The 23,387-nt window shown below is 72.0% G+C and carries 23 protein-coding genes and 1 riboswitch; of the genes, 13 read left to right on the top strand and 10 right to left on the bottom strand.

The window, feature by feature from the left end:
- Window positions 1-40 precede the first annotated feature (40 nt).
- The 9 genes from rpsB to ABZ621_RS07540 all read left to right on the top strand — a co-directional run bounded on the left by rpsB (window position 41) and on the right by ABZ621_RS07540 (window position 9,850).
- Entirely contained in the window at window positions 41-943 is a 903-nt protein-coding gene (rpsB, locus tag ABZ621_RS07580; RefSeq protein WP_360601718.1) for a 30S ribosomal protein S2, read from the top strand.
- Between the two features lie 111 nt (window positions 944-1,054).
- Window positions 1,055-1,891 carry a translation elongation factor Ts gene (gene tsf, locus ABZ621_RS07575; protein ID WP_169094465.1) on the top strand — a complete coding sequence of 279 codons (837 nt, stop codon included), beginning with the start codon at window positions 1,055-1,057 and terminating at the stop codon, window positions 1,889-1,891.
- Window positions 1,892-2,061: 170 nt separating this feature from the next.
- On the top strand, window positions 2,062-2,829 hold the full coding sequence (pyrH, locus tag ABZ621_RS07570) for a UMP kinase (RefSeq protein ID WP_189949804.1): 768 nt from the start codon (window positions 2,062-2,064) through the stop codon (window positions 2,827-2,829).
- Window positions 2,830-2,879: 50 nt separating this feature from the next.
- A complete protein-coding gene (gene frr, locus ABZ621_RS07565) occupies window positions 2,880-3,437 on the top strand; it encodes a ribosome recycling factor (protein ID WP_043226950.1) in 558 nt (185 codons plus the stop codon).
- Window positions 3,437-4,546, top strand: a complete 1,110-nt coding sequence (locus ABZ621_RS07560; RefSeq protein WP_360601715.1) for a phosphatidate cytidylyltransferase — start codon at window positions 3,437-3,439, stop codon at window positions 4,544-4,546. Before frr ends, ABZ621_RS07560 begins: the two co-directional genes overlap by 1 nt.
- Window positions 4,547-4,691: 145 nt before the next feature.
- On the top strand, window positions 4,692-5,822 hold the full coding sequence (rlmN, locus tag ABZ621_RS07555; RefSeq protein ID WP_360601713.1) for a 23S rRNA (adenine(2503)-C(2))-methyltransferase RlmN: 1,131 nt from the start codon (window positions 4,692-4,694) through the stop codon (window positions 5,820-5,822).
- A 29-nt stretch (window positions 5,823-5,851) separates the two neighbouring features.
- A riboswitch (TPP riboswitch) is annotated at window positions 5,852-5,961 on the top strand.
- An 81-nt stretch (window positions 5,962-6,042) separates the two neighbouring features.
- Window positions 6,043-7,137 (top strand): thiamine ABC transporter substrate-binding protein, encoded by a 1,095-nt coding sequence (locus ABZ621_RS07550; RefSeq protein WP_360601711.1) that lies wholly within the window; start codon window positions 6,043-6,045, stop codon window positions 7,135-7,137.
- A 38-nt stretch (window positions 7,138-7,175) separates the two neighbouring features.
- Window positions 7,176-8,789, top strand: coding sequence for an iron ABC transporter permease (locus tag ABZ621_RS07545; RefSeq protein WP_360602265.1), 1,614 nt, complete (start codon window positions 7,176-7,178; stop codon window positions 8,787-8,789).
- A complete protein-coding gene (locus ABZ621_RS07540; RefSeq protein WP_360601709.1) occupies window positions 8,789-9,850 on the top strand; it encodes an ABC transporter ATP-binding protein in 1,062 nt (353 codons plus the stop codon). The genes ABZ621_RS07545 and ABZ621_RS07540 overlap by 1 nt, the downstream gene beginning before the upstream one ends.
- Here ABZ621_RS07540 and ABZ621_RS07535 read toward each other — a convergent pair.
- From ABZ621_RS07535 to ABZ621_RS07510, 6 genes are all read right to left on the bottom strand, one after another.
- Window positions 9,835-10,839 (bottom strand): hypothetical protein, encoded by a 1,005-nt coding sequence (locus tag ABZ621_RS07535; RefSeq protein WP_360601707.1) that lies wholly within the window; start codon window positions 10,837-10,839, stop codon window positions 9,835-9,837. The two genes, ABZ621_RS07540 and ABZ621_RS07535, sit on opposite strands and share 16 nt — an antisense overlap.
- Window positions 10,840-11,970 (bottom strand): Rossmann fold nucleotide-binding protein, encoded by a 1,131-nt coding sequence (locus tag ABZ621_RS07530; RefSeq protein ID WP_360601705.1) that lies wholly within the window; start codon window positions 11,968-11,970, stop codon window positions 10,840-10,842.
- 54 nt (window positions 11,971-12,024) lie between these two features.
- Window positions 12,025-13,173 (bottom strand): hypothetical protein, encoded by a 1,149-nt coding sequence (locus ABZ621_RS07525; protein WP_360601703.1) that lies wholly within the window; start codon window positions 13,171-13,173, stop codon window positions 12,025-12,027.
- Entirely contained in the window at window positions 13,155-13,883 is a 729-nt protein-coding gene (locus ABZ621_RS07520; RefSeq protein WP_360601701.1) for an ATP-binding cassette domain-containing protein, read from the bottom strand. Before ABZ621_RS07520 ends, ABZ621_RS07525 begins: the two co-directional genes overlap by 19 nt.
- A 202-nt stretch (window positions 13,884-14,085) precedes the next feature.
- Window positions 14,086-15,474 carry an aspartate aminotransferase family protein gene (locus tag ABZ621_RS07515; RefSeq protein WP_360601699.1) on the bottom strand — a complete coding sequence of 463 codons (1,389 nt, stop codon included), beginning with the start codon at window positions 15,472-15,474 and terminating at the stop codon, window positions 14,086-14,088.
- Entirely contained in the window at window positions 15,459-15,950 is a 492-nt protein-coding gene (locus ABZ621_RS07510; RefSeq protein WP_229851417.1) for an Lrp/AsnC family transcriptional regulator, read from the bottom strand. Before ABZ621_RS07510 ends, ABZ621_RS07515 begins: the two co-directional genes overlap by 16 nt.
- 204 nt (window positions 15,951-16,154) lie before the next feature.
- Between ABZ621_RS07510 and ABZ621_RS07505 the strand changes: the two genes are divergently transcribed.
- The 3 genes from ABZ621_RS07505 to ABZ621_RS07495 all read left to right on the top strand — a co-directional run bounded on the left by ABZ621_RS07505 (window position 16,155) and on the right by ABZ621_RS07495 (window position 19,534).
- Window positions 16,155-17,591 (top strand): gamma-aminobutyraldehyde dehydrogenase, encoded by a 1,437-nt coding sequence (locus tag ABZ621_RS07505; protein WP_360601696.1) that lies wholly within the window; start codon window positions 16,155-16,157, stop codon window positions 17,589-17,591.
- Between the two features lie 154 nt (window positions 17,592-17,745).
- Entirely contained in the window at window positions 17,746-18,909 is a 1,164-nt protein-coding gene (locus tag ABZ621_RS07500; protein ID WP_360601694.1) for a spermidine/putrescine ABC transporter substrate-binding protein, read from the top strand.
- A gap of 79 nt (window positions 18,910-18,988) precedes the next feature.
- Complete coding sequence (locus tag ABZ621_RS07495) at window positions 18,989-19,534, top strand: hypothetical protein (RefSeq protein WP_360601692.1); 546 nt, start codon at window positions 18,989-18,991, stop codon at window positions 19,532-19,534.
- On the opposite strand, the gene ABZ621_RS07490 is transcribed toward ABZ621_RS07495, so the two are convergent.
- From ABZ621_RS07490 to ABZ621_RS07480, 3 genes are read right to left on the bottom strand one after another with little or no spacing between them, the layout of a single operon-like run.
- On the bottom strand, window positions 19,535-20,311 hold the full coding sequence (locus ABZ621_RS07490) for an SAM-dependent methyltransferase (protein WP_360601690.1): 777 nt from the start codon (window positions 20,309-20,311) through the stop codon (window positions 19,535-19,537).
- Window positions 20,311-20,997 carry a glycerophosphodiester phosphodiesterase gene (locus ABZ621_RS07485; protein ID WP_360601688.1) on the bottom strand — a complete coding sequence of 229 codons (687 nt, stop codon included), beginning with the start codon at window positions 20,995-20,997 and terminating at the stop codon, window positions 20,311-20,313. The genes ABZ621_RS07490 and ABZ621_RS07485 overlap by 1 nt, the downstream gene beginning before the upstream one ends.
- Before the next feature lie 21 nt (window positions 20,998-21,018).
- Window positions 21,019-22,050 carry an adenosine deaminase gene (locus ABZ621_RS07480; RefSeq protein WP_360601686.1) on the bottom strand — a complete coding sequence of 344 codons (1,032 nt, stop codon included), beginning with the start codon at window positions 22,048-22,050 and terminating at the stop codon, window positions 21,019-21,021.
- A 74-nt stretch (window positions 22,051-22,124) separates the two neighbouring features.
- Between ABZ621_RS07480 and ABZ621_RS07475 the strand changes: the two genes are divergently transcribed.
- Entirely contained in the window at window positions 22,125-22,799 is a 675-nt protein-coding gene (locus ABZ621_RS07475; protein ID WP_360601684.1) for a DUF4190 domain-containing protein, read from the top strand.
- 9 nt (window positions 22,800-22,808) lie between these two features.
- Here the strand turns inward: ABZ621_RS07475 and ABZ621_RS07470 are convergent, their stop codons facing one another.
- On the bottom strand, window positions 22,809-23,357 hold the full coding sequence (locus ABZ621_RS07470) for an NADAR family protein (RefSeq protein WP_360601682.1): 549 nt from the start codon (window positions 23,355-23,357) through the stop codon (window positions 22,809-22,811).
- Window positions 23,358-23,387: the final 30 nt, after the last annotated feature.

The following is a 23,387-nucleotide window of genomic DNA, read 5'->3' as shown; positions in this document are numbered from 1 at the left end:
GCGTCAGGAACACAACCGAGAAACCCAAGGAGATACGGCCATGGCCGTCGTCACGATGCGGGAGCTGCTGGAGAGCGGCGTCCACTTCGGTCACCAGACCCGTCGCTGGAACCCGAAGATGAAGCGTTTCATCTTCACCGAGCGCAACGGCATCTACATCATCGACCTGCTCCAGTCGCTGTCGTACATCGACCGCGCCTTCGAGTTCGTCAAGGAGACCGTCGCGCACGGTGGCTCCGTGATGTTCGTCGGTACGAAGAAGCAGGCCCAGGAGGCCATCGCCGAGCAGGCGACGCGCGTCGGCATGCCCTACGTCAACCAGCGCTGGCTGGGCGGCATGCTCACCAACTTCTCGACCGTCTACAAGCGTCTGCAGCGCCTCAAGGAGCTCGAGCAGATCGACTTCGAGGACGTCGCGGCCTCGGGTCTCACCAAGAAGGAGCTCCTGGTCCTCTCGCGCGAGAAGGCCAAGCTGGAGAAGACCCTCGGTGGTATCCGCGAGATGCAGAAGGTGCCCAGCGCCGTCTGGATCGTCGACACCAAGAAGGAGCACATCGCCGTCGGCGAGGCTCGCAAGCTCAACATCCCGGTCGTCGCGATCCTCGACACCAACTGTGACCCCGACGAGGTCGACTACAAGATCCCGGGCAACGACGACGCGATCCGCTCCGTCACCCTGCTCACCCGCGTGATCGCCGACGCCGTCGCCGAGGGCCTCATCGCCCGCTCCGGTGCCGCCACCGGTGACTCGAAGCCGGGCGAGAAGGCCGCCGGCGAGCCGCTCGCCGAGTGGGAGCGCGACCTGCTCGAGGGCGAGAAGAAGGACGAGGCCGCCGAGGTCCAGTCCTCCGCCGAGACCGAGAAGGCCGTCGAGGCCGAGGCTCAGGTCGAGACCCCGGCCGCCGAGGCCGAGGCCGAGGCTCCCGCCGCCGAGCAGGGCTGACCTTCCGCACCCCGGAAACACCGCGGAGGTGACGGCGGGGGCTCAGAAAGCCCCCGCCGTCCCGCCGTAGATCTTCGTAGATCTTTCTGACTTCGAGAGAGAAACAGACTCATGGCGAACTACACCGCCGCTGACGTCAAGAAGCTCCGTGAGCTCACCGGCGCCGGCATGATGGACTGCAAGAAGGCCCTCGAAGAGGCCGACGGCGATGTCGACAAGGCCGTAGAGGCCCTGCGCATCAAGGGCCAGAAGGGTGTCGCCAAGCGTGAGGGCCGCTCCGCCGAGAACGGCGCCGTGGTCTCCCTCATCGCCGACGACAACACCTCCGGCGTCATCGTCGAGCTGAAGTGCGAGACGGACTTCGTCGCCAAGGGTGACAAGTTCCTCGCCGTCGCCGACGCCCTCGCCGCCCACGTCGCCGCCACCAAGCCGGCCGACATCGAGGCCCTGCTCGCCTCCGAGATCGAGGCCGGCAAGACCGTGCAGGCCTTCGTGGACGAGGCCAACGCCAACCTCGGCGAGAAGATCGTCCTCGACCGCTTCGCGGCCTACGCCGACGGTTACGTCTCCGCGTACATGCACCGCACCATGCCCGACCTCCCGCCGCAGATCGGTGTCCTCGTCGAGTTCGACAAGGAGAACGCCGAGGTCGCCAAGGGTGTCGCGCAGCACATCGCCGCCTTCGCGCCGAAGTACCTCACCCGTGAGGACGTCCCGGCCGAGGTCGTCGAGTCCGAGCGTCGCATCGCCGAGGAGACCACCCGCGCCGAGGGCAAGCCCGAGGCCGCGATCGCCAAGATCGTCGAGGGTCGCGTCAACGGCTTCTTCAAGGACGCCACGCTGCTCGGCCAGCCGTACGCCCTGGACAACAAGAAGTCCGTCCAGCAGATCCTGGACGAGGCCGGTGTCACCCTGAAGCGCTTCAGCCGCATCAAGGTCGGCATCTGAGTCCGTCCGTCCACGCGAAAGCGACGGACACCGGACCCGGGTAGGGTCTGAGACAGTCGTCCCGCCCCGCGCGGGACGACCGCAGATGTGACGAGGAGGCCATTGCCGTACGGGAAACCCACGAGGACCCAGGGCAATGGCCTTCTTCGTATGTGTACGAGGAGATCTCCATGAATCAGGGCGCCGAACAGGGCCACGACGACAACAGCGGCAAGAAGCTCGGCCGCTACATGCTGAAGCTGTCCGGAGAAGCCTTCTCCGGCGGTACCGGTCTCGGTGTCGACCCGGACGTCGTGCACGCCATCGCGCGTGAGATCGCGGCCGTGGTCCGCGACGGCGCCCAGATCGCCATCGTCATCGGCGGCGGCAACTTCTTCCGCGGCGCCGAGCTCCAGCAGCGCGGCATGGACCGGGCCCGCTCCGACTACATGGGCATGCTCGGCACCGTGATGAACTGCCTCGCCCTCCAGGACTTCCTAGAGAAGGAGGGCATCGACTCCCGCGTCCAGACCGCCATCACCATGGGCCAGGTCGCCGAGCCGTACATCCCGCTGCGCGCCGTGCGCCACCTGGAGAAGGGCCGCGTGGTCATCTTTGGCGCCGGCATGGGCATGCCGTACTTCTCCACCGACACGACCGCCGCCCAGCGGGCCCTGGAGATCGACGCCGAAGCGCTCCTCATGGGGAAGAACGGCGTGGACGGCGTCTACGACTCCGACCCGAGGACCAACCCCGCCGCGGTCAAGTTCGACGCCCTGGAGTACAGCGAGGTCATCACCCGCGACCTCAAGGTCGCCGATGCCACCGCCATCACCCTGTGCCGCGACAACAAGCTCCCGATCCTCGTCTTCGAACTGCTCGCCGAGGGCAATATCGCGCGCGCCGTGACGGGTGAGAAGATCGGCACACTCGTGAGCGACCAGGGCACCCGGGCCTGACCCAGGCCCGCCCTCAACCGACACAACGCGACGACACGCAGGAGCATGTGGTGATCGAAGAGACCCTCCTCGAGGCCGAGGAGAAGATGGAGAAGGCGGTCGTGGTCGCCAAGGAGGACTTCGCCGCGATCCGCACCGGCCGTGCGCACCCGGCGATGTTCAACAAGATCGTGGCCGACTACTACGGCGCCCTCACCCCCATCAACCAGCTGGCGTCGTTCTCGGTGCCGGAGCCGCGCATGGCCGTGGTGACCCCGTTCGACAAGAGCGCGCTGCGCAACATCGAGCAGGCCATCCGCGACTCGGACCTCGGCGTCAACCCGAGCAACGACGGCAACATCATCCGGGTGACCTTCCCGGAGCTCACCGAAGAGCGCCGCCGCGACTACATCAAGGTCGCCAAGGGCAAGGCCGAGGACTCCAAGATCTCGATCCGCTCCGTGCGCCGCAAGGCCAAGGAGACCATCGACAAGTTCGTCAAGGACGGCGAGGTCGGCGAGGACGAGGGCCGCCGCGCGGAGAAGGAGCTCGACGACACCACCGCGAAGTACGTGGCGCAGGTGGACGAGCTCCTGAAGCACAAGGAAGCCGAGCTCCTCGAGGTCTGATGAACGACTCATCCTGGGGGGCGCCGGCGGCCGGTTCAGGTCTCGGCGGACCCGACCAGGGGCCTGCCCCGGCGGGTCCCGCCCTCGATCGGCACCGGGCGGCGCAGACTCGCCCCATGCCCATCGTGCCCGACGTACCCGCCGGCGGATTCCAGGACGGACACGGACGGGGGGCCGCTCACCCGAGCGGTCCCCTCTTCCGTGACGAGACCCCGCACGAGCACCCGCAGGAGCCCATGCCCAGCCCCGTCCCGCCTCCTCCGCCGTCCTCGGGCCCCACGCCCCGGCAGAAGAAGAGCGCGGGCCGGGACCTGGGCGCGGCGATAGGGGTCGGCGTCGGTCTCGGGGCCGTGATCATCGCGTCCCTGTTCATCTGGAAGCCGGCCTTCGTCGGTGTGGTCGCGGTGGCCGTGGTCGTCGGACTCTGGGAGCTGACCTCCCGGCTCCAGGAGCGCAAGGCGATCAAGGCGCCGCTGGTGCCGCTCGCGGTCGGCGGCGCGGCGATGGTCGTCGCCGGGTACGTGCGGGGCCCCGAGGGCGCCTGGGTCGCGATGGCCCTGACGGCGCTCGCGGTGCTCGTCTGGCGGATGACGGAACCCCCCGAGGGGTATCTGAAGGACGTCACGGCGGGCGTCTTCGCCGCGTTCTACGTGCCGTTCCTGGCGACCTTCGTGGCGATGCTGCTCACCGCCGACGACGGGCCGTGGCGGGTGCTGACCTTCCTGCTGCTCACGGTGGTCAGCGACACCGGGGCGTACGCGGTGGGCTGGCGCTTCGGCAAGCACAAGCTGGCGCCGCGGATCAGTCCGGGCAAGACCCGCGAGGGACTGTTCGGCGCGGTGGCCTTCGCGATGGCGGCCGGCGCGCTGTGCATGCAGTTCCTGATCGACGACGGCATCTGGTGGCAGGGTCTGCTCCTCGGCCTCGCGGTGGCGGCGAGCGCGACGCTCGGCGACCTCGGCGAGTCGATGATCAAGCGCGACCTCGGCATCAAGGACATGGGCACGCTGCTCCCGGGGCACGGGGGCATCATGGACCGCCTGGACTCGCTCCTGCCGACGGCGCCGGTGGTGTGGTTGCTGCTCGCGCTCTTCGTCGGAACGGGTTGACGGACAGCGGGTACTCTGGAAGGGCTCGGGCCTGTGGCCCGGGCCCTTCGTCGTCCTCGCCACCGCGGGGACGGTCCAGTGAGGTCGCCCCGGCATCGCCCTGCCGCACTCCCCGCCGTCGCGGGACGTCCGACCTCGTGCCTGTATGAGGAGAGACGCCGTCGTGGCCCGTCCGCTGCCCGGAGAACTCACTTTCGTCGCCCCGCGCGGGGCCAAGAAGCCGCCGCGGCACCTCGCCGACCTCTCGCCCGCCGAGCGCAAGGAGGCCGTCGCCGCGATCGGCGAGAAGCCCTTCCGCGCCAAGCAGCTGTCGACGCACTACTTCGCGCGGTACGCGCACGACCCCGCCGAGTGGACCGACATCCCGGCCGCCTCGCGGGAGAAGCTGGCCGGCGAGCTGCTGCCCGACCTGATGTCGGTGGTGCGGCACATCTCGTGCGACGACGACACCACCCGCAAGACCCTGTGGCGGCTGCACGACGGCACGCTCGTGGAGTCGGTGCTGATGCGCTACCCGGACCGGGTGACGATGTGCATCTCCTCGCAGGCCGGCTGCGGCATGAACTGCCCGTTCTGCGCGACCGGCCAGGCCGGTCTCGACCGGAACCTCTCGACCGCCGAGATCGTGCACCAGATCGTCGACGGCATGCGCGCGCTGCGCGACGGCGAGGTGCCCGGCGGGCCCGCGCGGCTTTCGAACATCGTCTTCATGGGGATGGGCGAGCCGCTCGCCAACTACAAGCGGGTCGTCGGCGCCATCCGCCGGCTGACCGACCCCGAGCCCGACGGCCTCGGCCTGTCGCAGCGCGGCATCACCGTGTCGACCGTGGGCCTGGTGCCGGCGATGCTGCGCTTCGCCGACGAGGGCTTCAAGTGCCGGCTCGCGGTCTCCCTGCACGCCCCGGACGACGAGCTCCGCGACACGCTGGTGCCGGTGAACACCCGCTGGAAGGTGCGGGAGGTGCTGGACGCGGCGTGGGAGTACGCCGAGAAGTCCGGCCGCCGGGTCTCCATCGAGTACGCCCTCATCCGGGACATCAACGACCAGGCCTGGCGGGGCGACCTGCTGGGCAAGCTGCTCAAGGGCAAGCGGGTGCACGTCAACCTGATCCCGCTGAACCCGACGCCCGGCTCGAAGTGGACCGCCTCCCGGCCGGAGGACGAGAAGGCCTTCGTCGAGGCCATCGCCCGCCACGGCGTGCCGGTCACCGTCCGGGACACCCGGGGCCAGGAGATCGACGGCGCCTGTGGACAGCTCGCCGCCTCCGAACGCTGACCTTGTACCCTGTGCTCGAACACACCTGCATATTCCGACAGGGGAGCGCCACAGCGCTGAGAGTGCGGTAACCGTAGACCGCAGACCCTCTGAACCTCGCCCGGGTCATTCCGGGTAGGAAGTTCGGTCGTAACTCGAGCTGTTGCGCCCTGCCCGCGTCCGGTCCCCGGCCGCGGGCAGGGCCGCGTCTCCTTCTGGTCCCACCCAGGAGGACATACACATGCACACCAAGAAGGCCGCCGCCGTCGCGCTGGCCGCGGCGCTCGGCGTCACGGGCCTGGCCGCCTGCTCCACCGAGTCCGCCCGCGACGCCGCGGGGAAGACCGGGGAGCCCGCGCCGAAGACCGTGACGCTCGTCAGCCACGACTCCTTCAACGCCTCCAAGGAGGTGCTGGCCGAGTTCACGAAGCAGACCGGATTCACGGTCAAGGTCCTCAAGGCCGGTGACGCGGGCGAGGCCGTCAACAAGGAGATCCTGACCAAGGGCTCCCCGCAGGGCGACGTCTTCTTCGGCGTCGACAACACGCTGCTCTCCCGCGCCCTCGACAACGGCATCTTCGTGCCGTACGAGGCGAAGGGCCTGGACCGGGTCCCGGACACCTTCAAGCTCGACAAGGAGCAGCGGGTCACGCCGATCGACACCGGCGACATCTGCGTCAACTACGACAAGAAGTACTTCGCGAACAAGAAGCTGGCGCCGCCGCAGTCCTTCGACGACCTGCTGAAGCCGGAGTACAAGGACCTCCTCGTGGTGGAGAACCCGGAGCGGTCCTCCCCGGGCCTCGGGTTCCTCCTCGGCACGGTCGCGAAGTACGGCGACGCCGGCTGGCAGGACTACTGGAAGAAGCTGAAGGCGAACGGCGTGAAGACCGTCGACAGCTGGGAGCTCGCCTACAACCAGGAGTTCTCCGGTTCGGCCGGCGGCAAGGAGGCCAAGGGCGACCGCCCGCTGGTCGTCTCCTACGCCTCCAGCCCGCCGGTCGAGGTGCTGTACGCGGAGCCGCAGCCGAAGGAGGCCCCCACCGGGGTGTCCACCGGCACCTGCTTCCGCCAGATCGAGTTCGCGGGCCTGCTGAACGGGGCGAAGAACCCCGAGGGCGGCAAGGCGCTGATCGACTTCCTGGTCTCGAAGAAGTTCCAGGACGACATGCCGCTGCAGATGTTCGTGAACCCGGTGGCGAAGGACGCGGCCCTGCCGGAGCTGTTCACGAAGCACGGCGTGGTGATCGAGAAGCCGGAGACGGTGGCGCCGGAGAAGATCGCCGCGCAGCGTGAGGCCTGGATCCAGCAGTGGTCGTCGCTCGTCCTCAAGTGAGGCGCGACCCGAAGGGGAGCGCGGCGCGGCTGGGCCTGATGGCCCTGCCCGTCGCGTTCTTCGCGGTCTTCTTCGCCTGGCCCGTCGCGTCGATCGTCGAGCGCGGGCTGCGGCCCGACGGCGCCTGGGACCTCGGGGCGATCGGAGCGACCCTGGGCCGCTCCGACATCCTCGACGTGCTCGGCTTCACCGTCTGGCAGGCGGCCGCCTCCACCGGGCTCACGCTGCTCGTGGCGCTGCCGGGGGCGTACGTCTTCGCCCGCTTCGACTTCCCCGGGAAGGGCGTGCTGCGCGCGGTCGTCACCGTGCCGTTCGTGCTGCCGACGGTGCTCGTCGGCACGGCGTTCCTGGCGCTCGTGGGGCGGGGCGGCTTCACCGACGAGCTGTGGGGGCTGCGGCTCGACACCACGGTGTGGGCGATCCTCCTCGCGCACGTCTTCTTCAACTACGCGGTCGTCGTCCGGACCGTCGGCGGGCTGTGGGCGCAGCTCGACCCGCGCCAGGAGGAGGCGGCCCGGGTGCTCGGCGCGTCCCGCTGGACGGCCTGGCGGTCGGTGACGCTGCCGGCCCTGGTGCCCGCGGTGTCGGCGGCGGCGCTGATGGTCTTCCTCTTCACCTTCACCTCCTTCGGCGTCGTGCAGATCCTCGGCGGGGACGCGTACACGACGCTGGAGGCGGAGATCTACCGGCAGACGGCCCGGCTGCTCGACCTGCGGACCGCGGCCGTGCTCACGCTCGTGCAGTTCGTCGCGGTGGGCGTGATCCTCGCCGTGCACGCGCGGACGGTGCGGCGGCGGGAGACCGCGCTGCGCCTCGTCCCTCCGGAGCGGACCGCGCGCCGGCCGCGCGGCTTCGGGCAGTGGGCGCTGCTCGGCGGGGTGCTCGCCTCGGTGGCGGTGCTGATCCTGCTGCCGCTCGGGGTGCTGGTGGAGCGTTCCTTCGCGACGCCGGAGGGGTACGGGCTCCGCTACTACCGGGCGCTCGGCTCGCTCGACGAGGCCGGGACGTTCCTGGTGCCGCCGCTGGAGGCGGTCGGGAACTCGCTGCGGTACGCGGTCGCCGCCACGGCCGTCGCGGTGGTGATCGGCGGGCTCGCGGCGGCGGCGCTCACCAGGCGGGCGGGACGGCTGGTGCGGGGCTTCGACGCGCTGCTCATGCTGCCGCTCGGGGTGTCGGCGGTGACCGTCGGCTTCGGGTTCCTCATCACGCTGGACGAGCCGCCGTTCGACCTGCGGGCCAGCTGGATCCTCGTACCGCTCGCGCAGGCGCTGGTCGGCGTGCCGTTCGTCGTCCGGACGATGCTCCCGGTGCTGCGGGCGGTGGACCAGCGGCTGCGGGAGGCGGCGGCGGTGCTGGGGGCCTCGCCGTGGCGGGCCTGGCGGGAGGTGGACCTGCCGCTGGTGCGGCGGGCGCTGCTGATCGCGGCCGGGTTCGCCTTCGCGGTCTCGCTCGGCGAGTTCGGGGCGACCGTCTTCATCGCGCGGCCCGACAACCCGACGCTGCCGGTCGCGGTGGCGCGGCTGCTCGGCCGGCCGGGCGAGCTCAACTACGGGCAGGCGATGGCCCTGTCGACGATTCTGATGGTGGTGTGCGCGGTCTCCCTGCTGCTGCTCGAACGGCTGCGGACCGACCGGACCACCGGGGAGTTCTGATGCTGACCCTTGACGGAGCGACGGTACGGTTCGGGGCGCGGGCGGTCCTCGACGCGGTGGACCTGGAGGTCGCCGAGCACGAGATCGTGTGCGTCCTCGGGCCGAGCGGGTCCGGCAAGTCGACGCTGCTGCGGGCGGTCGCCGGGCTCCAGGCGCTCGACGCGGGCCGGGTGCTGCTCGCGGGCACCGACCAGGAGGGGGTGCCGACGCACCGGCGCGGGGTGGGCCTCATGTTCCAGGACCACCAGCTCTTCCCGCAGAGGGACGTCGCCGGGAACGTCGCCTTCGGGCCCCGGATGCACGGCGTGCCGAAGGAGGAGCGGGCCGCGCGGGTCGAGGAGCTGCTCGACCTGGTGGGCCTGCCGGGCGCCGGGCGGAGGTCGGTCGCCGCGCTGTCCGGCGGCGAGCAGCAGCGGGTGGCGCTGGCGAGGGCGCTGGCGCCGAGGCCCCGGCTGCTGATGCTCGACGAACCGCTGGGGCAGCTGGACCGGGGGCTGCGGGAGCGGCTCGTCGTGGAGCTGCGGGCGCTCTTCGGGCGGCTCGGCACGACGGTCCTCGCCGTCACCCACGACCAGGGCGAGGCGTTCGCGCTCGCGGACCGGGTGGTGGTCATGCGGGACGGGCGGATCGTGCGCTCGGGCACGCCGGTGGACGTGTGGCAGCGGCCGGGCACGGAGTTCGTCGCCCGCTTCCTCGGTTTCGAGAACGTCGTCCCGGCGACGGTGTCCGGGGCGGTGGCGCAGACCGCGTGGGGCCGGATCCCGGTCCCCGACGGCTCCCCGCAGGGTGCGCGGACGCTGCTGGTCCGCCCGGCGGGGGTCCTCGTGACGGACGGGGGCGGCCTCGCCTGCCGGGTCGAGTCCCGTACCTTCCGGGGCCATCACGTCACGGTCGTCCTCCGCCCGGCGGACGGCCCGCCGCTGGAGGCGGAACTCCCGCTGCGGGAGGTGCCGGAGGAGGGCGCGGAGGTGTCGGTGGCCTTCCGGACGGAGGAGGTCGTGGTGCTGGACGGGGACGAAGCGAAGGACGGGGACGAGCCGGACGGTCAGAGCCGGTCGTAGAGCGCGCGCAGCCAGGGCTGCCGGACCTCGGGCATCCGGGCGAGGGTCCCGCGGAGCGTGCGGCGGTCGGGGCGGAAGAGGTACCCGGGGCGGTCCGGGTGCGGGTAGTCGTCGCGGACGACCTGGGTCGGCAGCGTCCCGGACACCGGCGTCGGCGAGGTCTCCCCGGACCGCGCCAGACGGGCCCAGACGGGGGCGGGGAGCGGGACGGGCACCGCGTCCCCGGCCGGCCGCCAGGGCTCTCCCGTCCGCCGGTCGGAGGGTACGAGGACGATGTCGGCGCCGGTCCCGGGCAGGCCGGGACCGGCCACGCCCACGGTCAGGAAGGGCGGCCCGGCCGGGAGCAGCCGTTCGACGGTCCGGCCGAACATCACGGCCGGCAGCCCGTCGGGCAGGCACAGGGCCCGGCCGCCGGAGGCGGCCAGCAGCCGGGCGAGCGCCGCTCCCGCCGCAGCCGACCAGCGCAGGTCCCAGTCGCCTTCCAGGTCGACCGGGGGCAGCGGCAGGACCGGGGCGGCCGGCGGCGGGACGCCGAGGGAGCGCCGGACGACGGCCCCGGGGGCGTACCGGACCGTCTGCCAGACCCCGCAGTCGTCCTCGCGGAAGCCGACGCCGAGGCCGCAGCCGGCGCACAGCAGGCTGGGTTCGTCGCCCGCGACCATGCCGAGGCAGGAGTTGCCGGACCGCTCGGGCAGCAGCCGGGTGCCGCGGGTGTCGCCCGGGGCGAGCACGATCACGTTCCGGGGGCCGGTGGGGATCCCGTACGCCGGGGCGTACACCCCGTGGGCCGCGGCCCCGGACGCGCCGATCTCCTCCCAGGTCCGCCACGGCCGTCCCCACGGGTCGGGGTCCACGGCGTAGGTCCCCGGCTCCATGAGCGGCGGCATCCAGCGGTGGCCCGCGTCGCAGTGGGCCTCCGCGGGCAGCGCCACCCGCTCCACCGGCACCGACAGCTCCGCCCCGCAGCCCGCGCACACGAAGAGGTCCACCTACGCGGATCCCAGCCGGGCCAGCGCGGCCGGGGCCTCGTCGACGGAGTCGACCAGGGCGATGCGGGCGGCCATCGGGCGGCCGGTCGCGAGGGTCTCCAGGAGGGGCCAGGCGGGGAGGCGGTCGGTCCAGTGGGCGCGGTCGACGAGGACCATGGGGGTGGGGGCGCCGAGGGAGCCGTAGTAGTTGGGGGTGGTGTTGTCGAAGATCTCCTGGACGGTGCCGGCGGCGCCGGGGAGGAAGACGACACCGGCGGTGGAGCGGGCCAGGAGGCCGTCCTCGCGCAGCGCGTTGGTGAAGTACTTGGCTATGTGCCGGGCGAAGGCGTTGGGCGGTTCGTGGCCGTAGAACCAGGTGGGGATGCCGATCGAGTCGCCGCCGTCGGGCAGCAGCGTCCGGACGCCGAAGGCCGCGCGGGCCCACTCCGTCACCGAGGGCGCGAAGGAGGGGGCCTTCGCGAGGAGGGCGAGGGCGTCGGCGAGCGCCGGGTCGTCGAAGGGGGCGGTGTACGCGCCGAGGTTCGCCGCCTCCATCGCGCCGGGGCCGCCGCCGGTCGCGACCGTGTACCCGGCGCGGGCGAGGGAGCGGCCGAGGCGGGCCGCGCCGGCGTACGCCTCGGTGCCCCGGCCCATCGCGTGGCCGCCCATGACGCCGACGACCCGCCGGCCGGCGAGGCGCTCGTCGAGGGCGTCGCCCACGGCGTCGTCGTGGATCGAGCGGAGCATGGAGGAGAAGACGTCGCCGTCGGCGCGGGTGGCGCCGAACCAGGCGTAGGAGAGGGCGTCGGGGGTGGCCGGGTAACCGCCGGCGGCGGTGACGCCCTCGTACAGCTCGTCCGGGGTGTAGAGCCGGTTGCGGTACGGGTCGAAGGGGAGGTCGGGGACGGGCGGGAAGACCAGCGCGCCGTCGGCCCGGACCTTGGCGACGGCCTCCGGCTCCATCGGGCAGCCGAGGAAGACGGTGGCGGCGGTGGAGGAGGCGAGGAGCGCGAAGGTGCGGTCGGTGAGGTCGACGGACTGGACGCGGAGTCCGGCGAGGCCGCCGGGCCGGGCGAGCGACGCGTCGAACTCGTCGAGCGTGTGGATCTCGCGGCCGCTCCTGCGCGGGCGCGGCGGTGGGGGCGTCGCCATGGGCCCACGATAGGCGGCCCATGGCGACGGGGCCCGCTGGTTTTCTCCGGGCCGTCAGGCCGTCAGGGGCAGGGCGGCGAGTTCGCCGACGAGCCAGGTCAGCGGGAGGAAGAGGGCGAGCAGGGCGCCGGCGCGCAGCAGGGCGGCGGTGCGCAGCACGGTCGGCGGGGCGCCGAGCCGGGCGAGCGCCTCGGCGGTGTGGGCGCGGCACTGGCGGGACTCCAGGGCGGCGGAGAGCAGGGTCGCCGTGGTGCAGGCCAGGACGACGCCGGCGCCGAGTCCGGTGAGCGGTCCGAAGGCGGTGCCGCCGTCCCCGGCGGCGTACACGGTGGCGGCGGCGAGGGTGCCGGAGAGGACCGCGCAGACCACGCCGAGGGGGCGGCCGATGCGGGTGGCCTCGTCCATGAGGACCCGTCCGGCGAGGAGGCGTACGGCTCCGGGGCGGGCGGTCTGCAGGAGCCGGCCGCACAGGTGGGTGAGGCCGGGCCCGGCGAGCGCGAGCCCGGCGGCGGTGAGGATCCAGCCGGCGAGGACACCGGTGGGGGAGCCGTCGAAGCGGCCGGGCAGGGCGACGCCGCTGTCGCCGCCGCGGCCCGCGTACGTCTCCACGGCGAGGCCGACGGCGACGAGCGCGACGCCCCACGGCAGGCCGTTCGGCACCGGCCGGGCGGCGCCCTCCGGTGCGGGGGTACCGGTGCGGGGGCGCAGGGCGAGGCCGGCGGCGACGGCGCCGGCGACCGGGACGATCGCGAGCAGGGTGAGGGCGGCGGCCAGCGGCAGCGGCTGGTCGGCGGCGAGCAGTCCGGCCGCGGCGCCGTCGAAGGGGAGGCCGGTGATGTCGCCGCGCAGGTGGAGGTAGACGAGGAGGGCGACCATCGAGCCGAGGGTGCAGGCGACGGCGGTCGAGGTGGCGGCGATGGCGGTGAGCCGGGCCGGGCCGAGACCGATGGAGGAGAGTCCGGGGCGGGGCCGGGTGGCGGGGTCGGTGCGGGCGACGGCGACGGCGAACTGGACGGTGGCGGCGATCGGCAGCGCGCACCAGAGCAGCCGGAGCGCGGAGGCGGCGGAGTGTTCGGGGTGGCCGACGGCGTAGCCGAGGGTGCAGAGCAGCAGGAAGCCCACGCCCGCGGCGGCCGCGGCGACGAGGAGCCGCCGCAGCTGGACCAGCGGGTGGGAGCCGCGGACTAGACGGAGAGCGAGCACGCGGCGACGCCCTCCGCCCCCGTGGCGGGCGGCACGCTGCCGGCCCGGCGTCCGTCGAGGAGGGTGACCGTGCGGTCGGCGAGCGCCGCGACCTCCGGGTCGTGGGTGGCGAGGAGCACGGTGATGCCGTGCGAGCGGGCGGCGGCGGTGAGGGTGCGGAGCACCTGCGCGCCGTCGGCCCGGTGCAGGGCGGCGGTGGGTTCGTCGGCGAAGAGGACCGAGGGGGCGGCGGCGAGCGCGCGGGCGATGGCGGTGCGCTGGCGCTGGGAGCGGGTGAGCGCGTGCGGGCGGACGCGGGCGCAGGCGCCGGCGTCGAGGCGGTCGAGCCATTCGCAGGCGGCGGTCCGGGCGGCCCGGTGGGGGACCCCGCGCAGCAGCAGCGGCAGGGCGGTGTTCTCCCAGGCGGTGAGTTCGGGGACGAGGCCGTCGTCGGGGCCGATCCAGCCGAAGCGTTCGCGGCGGAGCCGTTCGCGGCCGGCCGGGGGGAGGGTGTGGACGGGGGAGCTGTTGAACCAGACCTCGCCCTTCTGGGCGGCGAGCTCGCCGGAGAGGCAGCGCAGGAGGGTGGTCTTGCCGCTGCCGCGGGGGCCGGTCACGGCGAGGATCTCGCCCTCGCGGACGCCGACGGAGACGCCGCTGAGGGCCTCCGTGCCGCCCAGGGAGCAGTGCAGGGAACGCGCCCAGAGCACGTCGTTGTCCGGTGGGGCCATCGCGTACACCTCGATGTCGGATCCGATTCTTGCCGTTCCCCCGTCCGGGGGAACGAGGACCGGGCCTGTCGGTCACTGGGCACCGTAAGTATTCGGATCCGTTTGTACGGACAGCACGCGGCCCGGGCCGCCGCCATCCACTCGGATGGCGGCATGCCCGGGCCGGGAGGTCACGCCGTGAGGGCGGCGTGGCGCAGGGGGCCTACAGCTTGGTCCACGCCTCGGTGAGCACGCTCCGCAGGATGCCCTCGATCTCGTCGAAGGTGCCCTGGTCGGCGATGAGCGGCGGGGCCAGCTGGATGACCGGGTCGCCGCGGTCGTCGGCGCGGCAGTACAGGCCGGCGTCGTACAGCGCCTTGGAGAGGAAGCCGTACAGGACGCGCTCCACCTCCTCGTCGTTGAAGGACTCCTTGGTGGCCTTGTCCTTGACGAGCTCGATGCCGTAGAAGTACCCGTTGCCGCGGACGTCGCCGACGATCGGGAGGTCGTGCAGCTTCGACAGCGTCGAGTAGAAGGCGCCCTCGTTGTCCAGCACGTGCTGGTTGAGGCCTTCCTTGTCGAAGATGTCGAGGTTGGCGATGGCGACCGCCGAGGACACCGGGTGGCCACCGAAGGTGTAGCCGTGCAGGAAGGTGTTGTCGCCCTTGTAGAACGGCTCGGCGATGCGGTCCGAGACGATGCAGGCGCCGATCGGGGAGTAGCCCGAGGTCATGCCCTTGGCGCAGGTGATCATGTCCGGCACGTAGCCGAACTTGTCACAGGCGAACATCGTGCCGAGGCGGCCGAAGGCGCAGATCGTCTCGTCGGAGACGAGCAGCACGTCGTACTGGTCGCAGATCTCGCGGACGCGCTGGAAGTAGCCGGGCGGCGGCGGGAAGCAGCCGCCGGCGTTCTGTACCGGCTCCAGGAAGACGGCCGCGACGGTGTCGGGGCCCTCGAAGAGGATCTGCTGCTCGATCTGGTCGGCGGCCCAGCGGCCGAAGGCCTCGGGGTCGTCGCCGTGGATCGGGGCGCGGTAGATGTTGGTGTTCGGCACCTTGTGCGCGCCGGGGACCAGCGGCTCGAAGGGGGCCTTCAGGGCCGGCAGGCCGGTGATCGACAGGGCGCCCTGCGGGGTGCCGTGGTAGGCGACCGCACGCGAGATGACCTTGTACTTGGTGTGCTTGCCCTGGAGCTTGAAGTACTGCTTGGCGAGCTTCCACGCGGTCTCGACGGCCTCGCCGCCACCGGTGGTGAAGAAGACCTTGTTGAGGTCGCCCGGGGCGTAGTCGGCGAGGCGCTCGGCGAGCTCGACGGCCTTGGGGTGGGCGTACGACCACACCGGGAAGAAGGCGAGCTCCTGGGCCTGCTTGTATGCGACCTCGGCCAGCTCCTGGCGGCCGTGACCGGCGTTGACCACGAAGAGGCCCGCGAGACCGTCGAGGTAGCGCTTGCCCTTGTCGTCGAAGATGTAGGTGCCCTCACCTCGGACGATGGTGGGGACGGGGCTGTTCTCGTACGACGACATGCGGGTGAAGTGCATCCACAGGTGGTCGTAGGCGGACTTGCTCAGGTCGCTGCGGGACTGGGTCACGGTTATCGGGTTCCCCACATATAGGTCTGCTTCTTGAGCTTCAGGTAAACGAAGCTCTCGGTGGAGCGCACGCCGGGGAGCGTGCGGATCCTTTTGTTGATCACGTCCAGAAGGTGGTCGTCGTCCTCGCAGACGATCTCCACCATCAGGTCGAACGAGCCCGCGGTCATCACCACGTACTCGCACTCGGGCATGTCGGTCAGCGCCTCCGCTACCGGATCCAGGTCGCCCTCGACGTGGATGCCGACCATCGCCTGGCGCCGGAGGCCCACGGTGAGCGGGTCGGTGACGGCGACGATCTGCATGACGCCCTGGTCGAGGAGCTTCTGGACGCGCTGCCGCACGGCCGCTTCGGAGAGGCCGACGGCCTTGCCGATGGCGGCGTAGGGGCGGCGGCCGTCCTCCTGGAGCTGCTCGATGATCGCCAGGGAGACGGCATCGACCGTAGGGGACGAACCGGTTCCGGTTCTGGAGTCTGTGCTTCGACTGGCCACGCCTTCACTGTGCACCGAGATGCGCAGTCGCGCAACCCCGAAGCGATGAAATTCGTTGCGAAGGGCCCTCGAAGTCACTGAATCCGAAGTCGAGGGGGCTCGGGGCTGTTGAAAGCGTCAGCCGAACCAGTAGGCTGAGGTGTCTCACCCATCGGGACGCCCGCACAAGGCCGTGCGGAACAAACGTGACAGGAGGGGTGGCAAGTGACCACCGAGCTGCGCCGGCTGCGCAACTACATCGACGGGGAGTTCCGCGACGCGGCCGACGGCCGCACCATCGAGGTGATCAACCCGGCCACCGGCGAGGTGTACGCGACCTCCCCGCTCTCCGGCCAGGCCGACGTCGACGCCGCCATGGAGGCCGCCGCGGCCGCCTTCCCCGCCTGGCGCGACACCACGCCGTCCGAGCGCCAGAAGGTGCTCCTCAAGATCGCGGACGCGTTCGAGGAGCGCGCCGAGGAGCTCATCGCCGCCGAGGTCCTGAACACCGGCAAGCCGACCGCCCTCGTCGCGAGCGAGGAGGTCCCGCCGATGGTGGACCAGATCCGCTTCTTCGCGGGTGCCGCCCGACTCCTCGAAGGCCGCTCGGCCGGCGAGTACATGGAGGGCATGACCTCGATCATCCGCCGCGAGCCGGTCGGCGTCTGCGCGCAGGTCGCGCCGTGGAACTACCCGATGATGATGGCCGTGTGGAAGTTCGCCCCGGCCCTCGCCGCGGGCAACACGGTCGTCCTCAAGCCCTCGGACACCACCCCCGCGTCCACGGTCCTGATCGCCGAGATCATCGGTTCGATCGTCCCCAAGGGCGTCTTCAACGTCATCTGCGGCGACCGCGAGACCGGCCGCGCGATGGTCGAGCACCCGACCCCGGCGATGGCCTCCATCACCGGCTCCGTCCGGGCCGGCATGCAGGTCGCCGAGTCGGCGTCCAAGGACGTCAAGCGCGTCCACCTGGAGCTGGGCGGCAAGGCCCCGGTCGTCGTCTTCGAGGACACCGACATCGAGAAGGCCGTCGAGGACATCTCCGTCGCCGGCTTCTTCAACGCCGGCCAGGACTGCACCGCCGCCACCCGCGTGCTCGTCCACGAGTCCATCCACGACGAGTTCGTCGCCGCCCTCGCCAAGGCCGCCGCCGAGACGAAGACCGGTCAGCCGGACGACGAGGACGTGCTCTACGGCCCGCTCAACAACGCCAACCAGCTGAAGCAGGTCGCCGGCTTCATCGACCGCCTCCCGGCCCACGCCAAGGTCGAGGCCGGCGGCCACCGCGTCGGCGACAAGGGCTACTTCTACGCCCCGACCGTCGTCTCCGGCCTCCGGCAGGACGACGAGATCATCCAGAACGAGGTCTTCGGCCCGGTCATCACCGTCCAGTCCTTCACGGACGAGGCGCAGGCCCTGGAGTTCGCCAACGGCGTCGAGTTCGCCCTGGCCTCCTCCGTCTGGACCAAGGACCACCAGCGCGCCATGCGCATGTCCCGCTCGCTCGACTTCGGCTGTGTGTGGATCAACACCCACATCCCGCTGGTCGCCGAGATGCCGCACGGCGGCTTCAAGAAGTCCGGCTACGGCAAGGACCTCTCCGCGTACGGCTTCGAGGACTACACGCGCATCAAGCACGTGATGACCTCGCTGGGCTGAACCGCCCGGTAGTACCGCGTACGGCCCCGGCACCGGTCGATCCGATGATCGACAAGGTGTCGGGGCCGTGCCGTGCCGCTCGACGGACCGTCCATTGCGACGGCTCGGAGCCCGGCGGGATGCTCGGCGGGTGAGAGCGACAGCCAGGAAACCCATGACCCGCCGGTCCGTCCTGACGGGCCTCGGCGCCGCCGGAGCCGGCGGCCTCCTCGCCGCGTGCGGCGTGAAGCCCGCGTACGTCCCCGAGGGCCGGCGCGCCGCACGGGACCTGTCGGGCCGCGAGCGGAGCCTCACCTTCGCCAACTGGCCGCTCTACATCGACACCGACGACGACGATCCGCGCAAGCGGCCCAGTCTCGACGCCTTCCGGGAGCGGACCGGGATCTCCGTCCACTACACGGAGGAGATCAACGACAACGACGAGTTCTTCGGGAAGATCGGCCCGGCCCTGATGAACGGGCAGCCCGTCGACCGCGACCTCGTCGTCGTCAGCGACTGGATGGCGGCCCGCTTCGTCCGCCTCGGCTGGGTCCAGAAGATGGACCGCGCCGCCCAGACGAACGTCGCCGGCCACCTCGACCCCCAGCTCCTCCGCCCCGCCTTCGACCCCGGCCGGCTCCACTCCGTGCCCTGGCAGTCCGGCATCACCGGCATCGCCTACAACCGCCGCAGGCTCGGCCGAGAACTGCGCTCCACCCGCCAGCTCTGGGACGCCGACCTGCGCGGCAAGGTCACCCTCCTCTCCGGCCTGGACGAGGCGATCCCGCTGCTCATGCAGGGCGACGGCGCGGACGTCACCCGCTGGACCCAGGACGACTTCCACGCCGTCTGCGACCGGATCGAGGGCCTGGTCCGCACGAAGCACATCCGCCGCTTCACCGGCAACGACTACATCAAGGACCTGGCCGCCGGCGACGTCCTGGCCTGCCAGGCGTACTCCGGCGACGTCATCCAGCTCCAGGCCGACGACCCCGACATCGAGTTCGTCGTCCCCGAGGAGGGCGGCGAACTGTGGGCCGAGTCGCTCCTGATCCCCAACCTCGCGCGCCACAAGACCAACGCCGAGAAGCTGGTGGACTACTACTACGAGCCCGAGGTCGCCGCCGAGCTGGCCGCCTGGGTCAACTACGTCTGCCCCGTCCCGGCCGCCCGGACCGTCCTCGCCGACTCCGGAGACGAGGAACTGGCCGCCCTCGCCGAGGACCCGCTCGTCTTCCCGGACAAGGAGATGCGCGCCCGCCTCGCCACCGCCCGCGACATCACCTCCGCCGAACGCAAGGCCATGGCCAAGCGCTGGAACGGGATCGTCGGCCTGTGAGTCGATCAGGTCATGACCGCGACGACCGCGCCTCGCCCCCGAATCTGAACATGTTCAAGTGGGGGCGTACGCTACCCCCATGAGCGACTCGAACGGGCCGAGAGCCCTTCTCGCGCGCATTCGCGCCTGGCTGATCCTCTTCGTCGTCTGCCTCGTCCTGAGCGGGGCCACCGCCTTCCCGCTCGTCACCGAACTCCGCTGGCTCGACTCCTCGTTGACCGGCTGGGCCGCGCCCGTCGCCGAGGCCCTGCCCGGGCTCGCCGAATGGATCCACAAGGTGGCCGGCGGCGTCGAGGCGGCCGGAGCCGACGCCCCGTACCTCCTCTACGGCACCGACTGGCTCGCCTTCGCCCACCTCGTCATCGCCGTCGCCTTCTACGGGCCCTACCGCGACCCGGTCCGCAACATCTGGGTCGTCGAGTTCGGCATGATCGCCTGCGTCGGCATCATCCCCCTCGCCCTGATCTGCGGACCGATCCGCGACATCCCCTTCTGGTGGTCGGTGATCGACATGTCCTTCGGCGTCTTCGGCATCCTGCCGCTGCTCCACGTCCGCCGGCTCATCAAGCGGCTGGAGGCCGCCCAGGGCGTCACTCCGACGGCGGTCCGCACGGCCTCGGCCTGATCACGGCTTGCGGCCCACCGCGCCGAACTGGGCCACCGCGGCGGCGTCCGGCGCGCCCCAGCGGGAGCAGGAGACGATGCCCGGCGCGAGGAGGTCCAGGCCGTCGAAGAAGGACGTGAACTCCTCGCGGGTGCGGGCGGTGATGGGCGGGGTGGCGTTCTCGTTCCAGAAGGCCATCGCCGCCTTGTTGCCCTCGCCGCCCAGCTCCGGTTCGAGGGTCGGGTGGGTGAGGACGAGGTGGCTGCCGGACGGCACGGCCGCCATCAGGGTGCGGACGATCTCGCGGGCCTCGCCGGTGTCCAGGACGAAGTTGAGGATGCCGAGCATCAGGACCGCCACCGGGCGCTCCAGGTCGAGCACCTCGCCGGCCGCCGCCAGGATCTTCTCCGGGTCGTGGGCGTCCGCGTCGACGTACTCGGTGACGCCCTCGGGGGAGCTGGTCAGCAGGGCGCGGGCGTGGGTGAGGACGATCGGGTCGTTGTCGACGTAGACGATCCTGGCGTCCGGCGCGACCCGCTGCGCCACCTCGTGGGTGTTGTCGGCGGTCGGCAGCCCGGTCCCGATGTCGAGGAACTGGCGCGTCCCCTCCCCGGCCAGCCGGGTCACCACCCGGCCGAGGAACGCCCGGTCGGCGCGGGCGACTTCGCCGATGCCCGGGTGGAAGCCGGTGACCTGGTCGCCGACGGCGCGGTCCACCGGGTAGTTGTCCTTGCCGCCCAGCCAGTAGTTCCACACCCGGGCGTTGTGGGCGATGTCGGTCCGGATCCGGTCGTTCATCAGGGAGCCTTTCGCAGGACGGCGGCGAGGACGTCGACCCGGTTCGTGGTGATCGAGTCGACCCCGTTCGCGATCAGCCTACGCATGCTCCTGCGGGTGTCCGGCGTCCAGGTCGACACCAGCAGGCCGTCCCGGTGCACCCGTTCGGCCAGTTCCCGACCGACCAGGCCCCAGCGGTAGTTGAGCCACTTCGGGCGGACCCGGTCGAGCAGCACCGGGCGCGGCGGGGCGAGCGAGGTCCAGGTGAGGGCGATCTCCGCGTGCGGGTCGGCGGCGCGGACCCGGAGCATCGCGACCGCGCCGGCGCAGTAGTAGACCCGCTCGCCCGCGCCCGCCTCGCGGACCGTGCCGACGATCCGCCGCACCGACTCCTCGTTCCCGCCGGGCAGGTCGAGCATCAGCCGGTGCGTCCCGGCCGCGAGCAGCGCCTCGCGGAGCGTCGGCACCCCGCCGGAGGTCAGCTCGCGCAGCTGCTCGTGGGTGAGCGAGGAGAGCGGGCGGTCGTGGCCCCAGAGCCGTTTCAGGGTGTCGTCGTGGAGGAGGACGGGCACGCCGTCCTTGGTGAGGCGGACGTCGACCTCGACCGCGTCCGCCCCCCGCTCGAAGGCGGAGCCGATCGAGGGGAGGGTGTTCTCACGGGCGCGGTACGGGTCGCCGCGGTGGCCTACGACAGTGACGGATCGCATGGGGCCATTCTTCGCCGCGGCTCAGCGCGCCAGCCACTCCTCGGTGTACGTGTCGATCTCGGCGGCGAGCCGCCGCTTGCCGTCCGCGTCGAGGAAGGACGCCTCCACGGCGTTCTTCGCCAGGGCGGCCAGACCGCGCTCGTCGAGGCCGAGGAGCCGGGCGGCGACCGCGTACTCGTTGTTGAGGTCGCTGCCGAACATCGGCGGGTCGTCGCTGTTGACGGTGACGAGGACCCCGGCGTCGGCCATGGCCCGGATCGGGTGCTCGTCGAGGGTGGCCACCGCGCGGGTCGCGATGTTGGAGGTCGGGCAGACCTCCAGGGCGATCCGGTGCTCCGCCAGGTACGCGAGCAGCTCCGGGTCGCGGACCGAGCTGGTGCCGTGGCCGATGCGCTCGGCGCCCAGGTCGCGGATCGCGTCCCAGACGGTCTCGGGTCCGGTGGTCTCGCCGGCGTGCGGCACCGAGTGGAGCCCGGCCGCCCTGGCCCGGTCGAAGTACGGCTTGAACTGCGGGCGCGGCACCCCGATCTCCGGGCCGCCGAGACCGAAGGAGACCAGGCCCTCGGGACGGATGCCGTCGGTGGTGGCGAGCCGCGCGGTCTCCGCGGCGGACTCCAGGCCGGCCTCGCCGGGGATGTCGAAGCACCAGCGCAGCACGGTGCCGAACTCGGCCTCCGCCGCCTTGCGGGCGTCCTCGATCGCCGCCATGAAGGCGCGCTCGTCGATGCCGCGGCGGGTCGAGGAGTACGGGGTGATGGTCAGCTCGGCGTAGCGGATGTTCTGCCGGGCCATGTCACGGGCGACCTCGAAGGTCAGCAGCCGGACGTCCTCCGGGGTGCGGACCAGGTCCACGACCGAGAGGTACACCTCGATGAAGTGCGCGAAGTCGGTGAACGTGAAGTAGTCGGCGAGCGCCTCCGGGTCCGTGGGGACCTTGGAGTCCGGGTGCCGGGCGGCCAGCTCGGAGACGATCCGCGGGGAGGCGGAGCCCACGTGGTGGACGTGCAGCTCGGCCTTGGGAAGGCCCGCGATGAAGGGGTGGAGGTCGGTCATCGGATCATCGTAGGCCGGTCGGGGTCGGGCGTCCGTGACGCCGTAGCATGACGGGACCACGAGGGGAGCCCAGATTGTCCGAGAACGCAGAGCCGCGCCCGGGGGACCGGGAGACCACCGATCCGTGGGCCCCGCCGGAGCGGCCGGCCGAACCGGCCGGGCCGGTGGACCTCGGCAAGCGGCCGGCCGCCGGCACCCCGGTCCACGAGCAGCTGACGGTCACCTCGATACCCACCGGCCCGGCCGACGGAGAGCTGCCGCCGCCGCCCGTCGCCCCCGGCGGCCCGGCCGCCTACGGCGCGCCGGCGTCCCCGACCGCCTACGGCCACCCGGCCGCCCCGCCGGCCGGTTACGGCTATCCGCCGCCCGGCCCGACCGCGTACGGCTATCCGCCGGTCCACCCGGCGGCGTACGGGCCGATGCCCGGCCAGTACAACGGCATGGGCACGGCCGGCATGGTGCTCGGCATCATCGGCACCTGCCTCTTCTGGTTCTACGGCGTCCCGTCGATCATCCTCGGGATCCTCGCGCTGATCTTCGGCATCGTCGGCCGCAAGCGCGCCCACCGCGGCGAGGCGACCAACGGCGGCGCCGCCACCGCGGGCATCGTCCTCGGCATCGTCTCCATGGTCCTCGGCGCGGCGCTGATCGCCTTCATCGTCTGGGCCGTCACCAGCGTCGACGAGTACGAGGACGGCGACGTGCAGGAGTCGACCCCGGCGGTCCTCGTGGTCGACGACCGCCGCTGACCGGCGGGGTCAGGACGTACGGAGCCGCTCCCGGGCCTCCATCAGCGCGAAGCCCAGGAGGTTGAGCCCGCGCCAGCGGGCCGGGTCGTGGGCGCCGGGGTCACCGGCGGCCAGGCCGATGCCCCAGACCCGGTCCAGCGGGCTCGCCTCCACGAGCACCCGGGAGCCGGTCCCGAGCAGGAAGCCCCGCAGGCCCTCGTCCGAGGCGAACTTGTGGACGCTGCCGGCCACCACGATCGCGGCGCGCTCCCGCGCCCACACGGTCTCGTCGAAGCCGCGGACCAGCCGGCCGGCGTTCTTCGCCTCCGCCGGGGTCCGGGCGGCGAGCGCCGTCCGCTCCGCCTCTGCGTCACCGAAGAGGCGCGCCTTCCCGGCCATCATCCAGTGCTCGGCCGTCGCGTACCGCACGCCGTCGACCTCGAAGGGCGACGGCCACCACTGGCTCAGACAGCTCTGCGTGAGCCGTCCGTCCGGGGCCGGCCGGTGGCCCCAGAAGTGCAGCCACTTCACCTTCTCACCCCTGCTGACCTGCTGTGTCAGCGCTTCGACGGTCATCATGCACGCGAGTCTGGCATCCGCGAGCGACAG

It is taken from the genome of Streptomyces sp. NPDC007863, from assembly GCF_040633895.1.
Taxonomy (GTDB): domain Bacteria; phylum Actinomycetota; class Actinomycetes; order Streptomycetales; family Streptomycetaceae; genus Streptomyces.
This window is presented reverse-complemented; position numbering and strand designations above follow the sequence as displayed.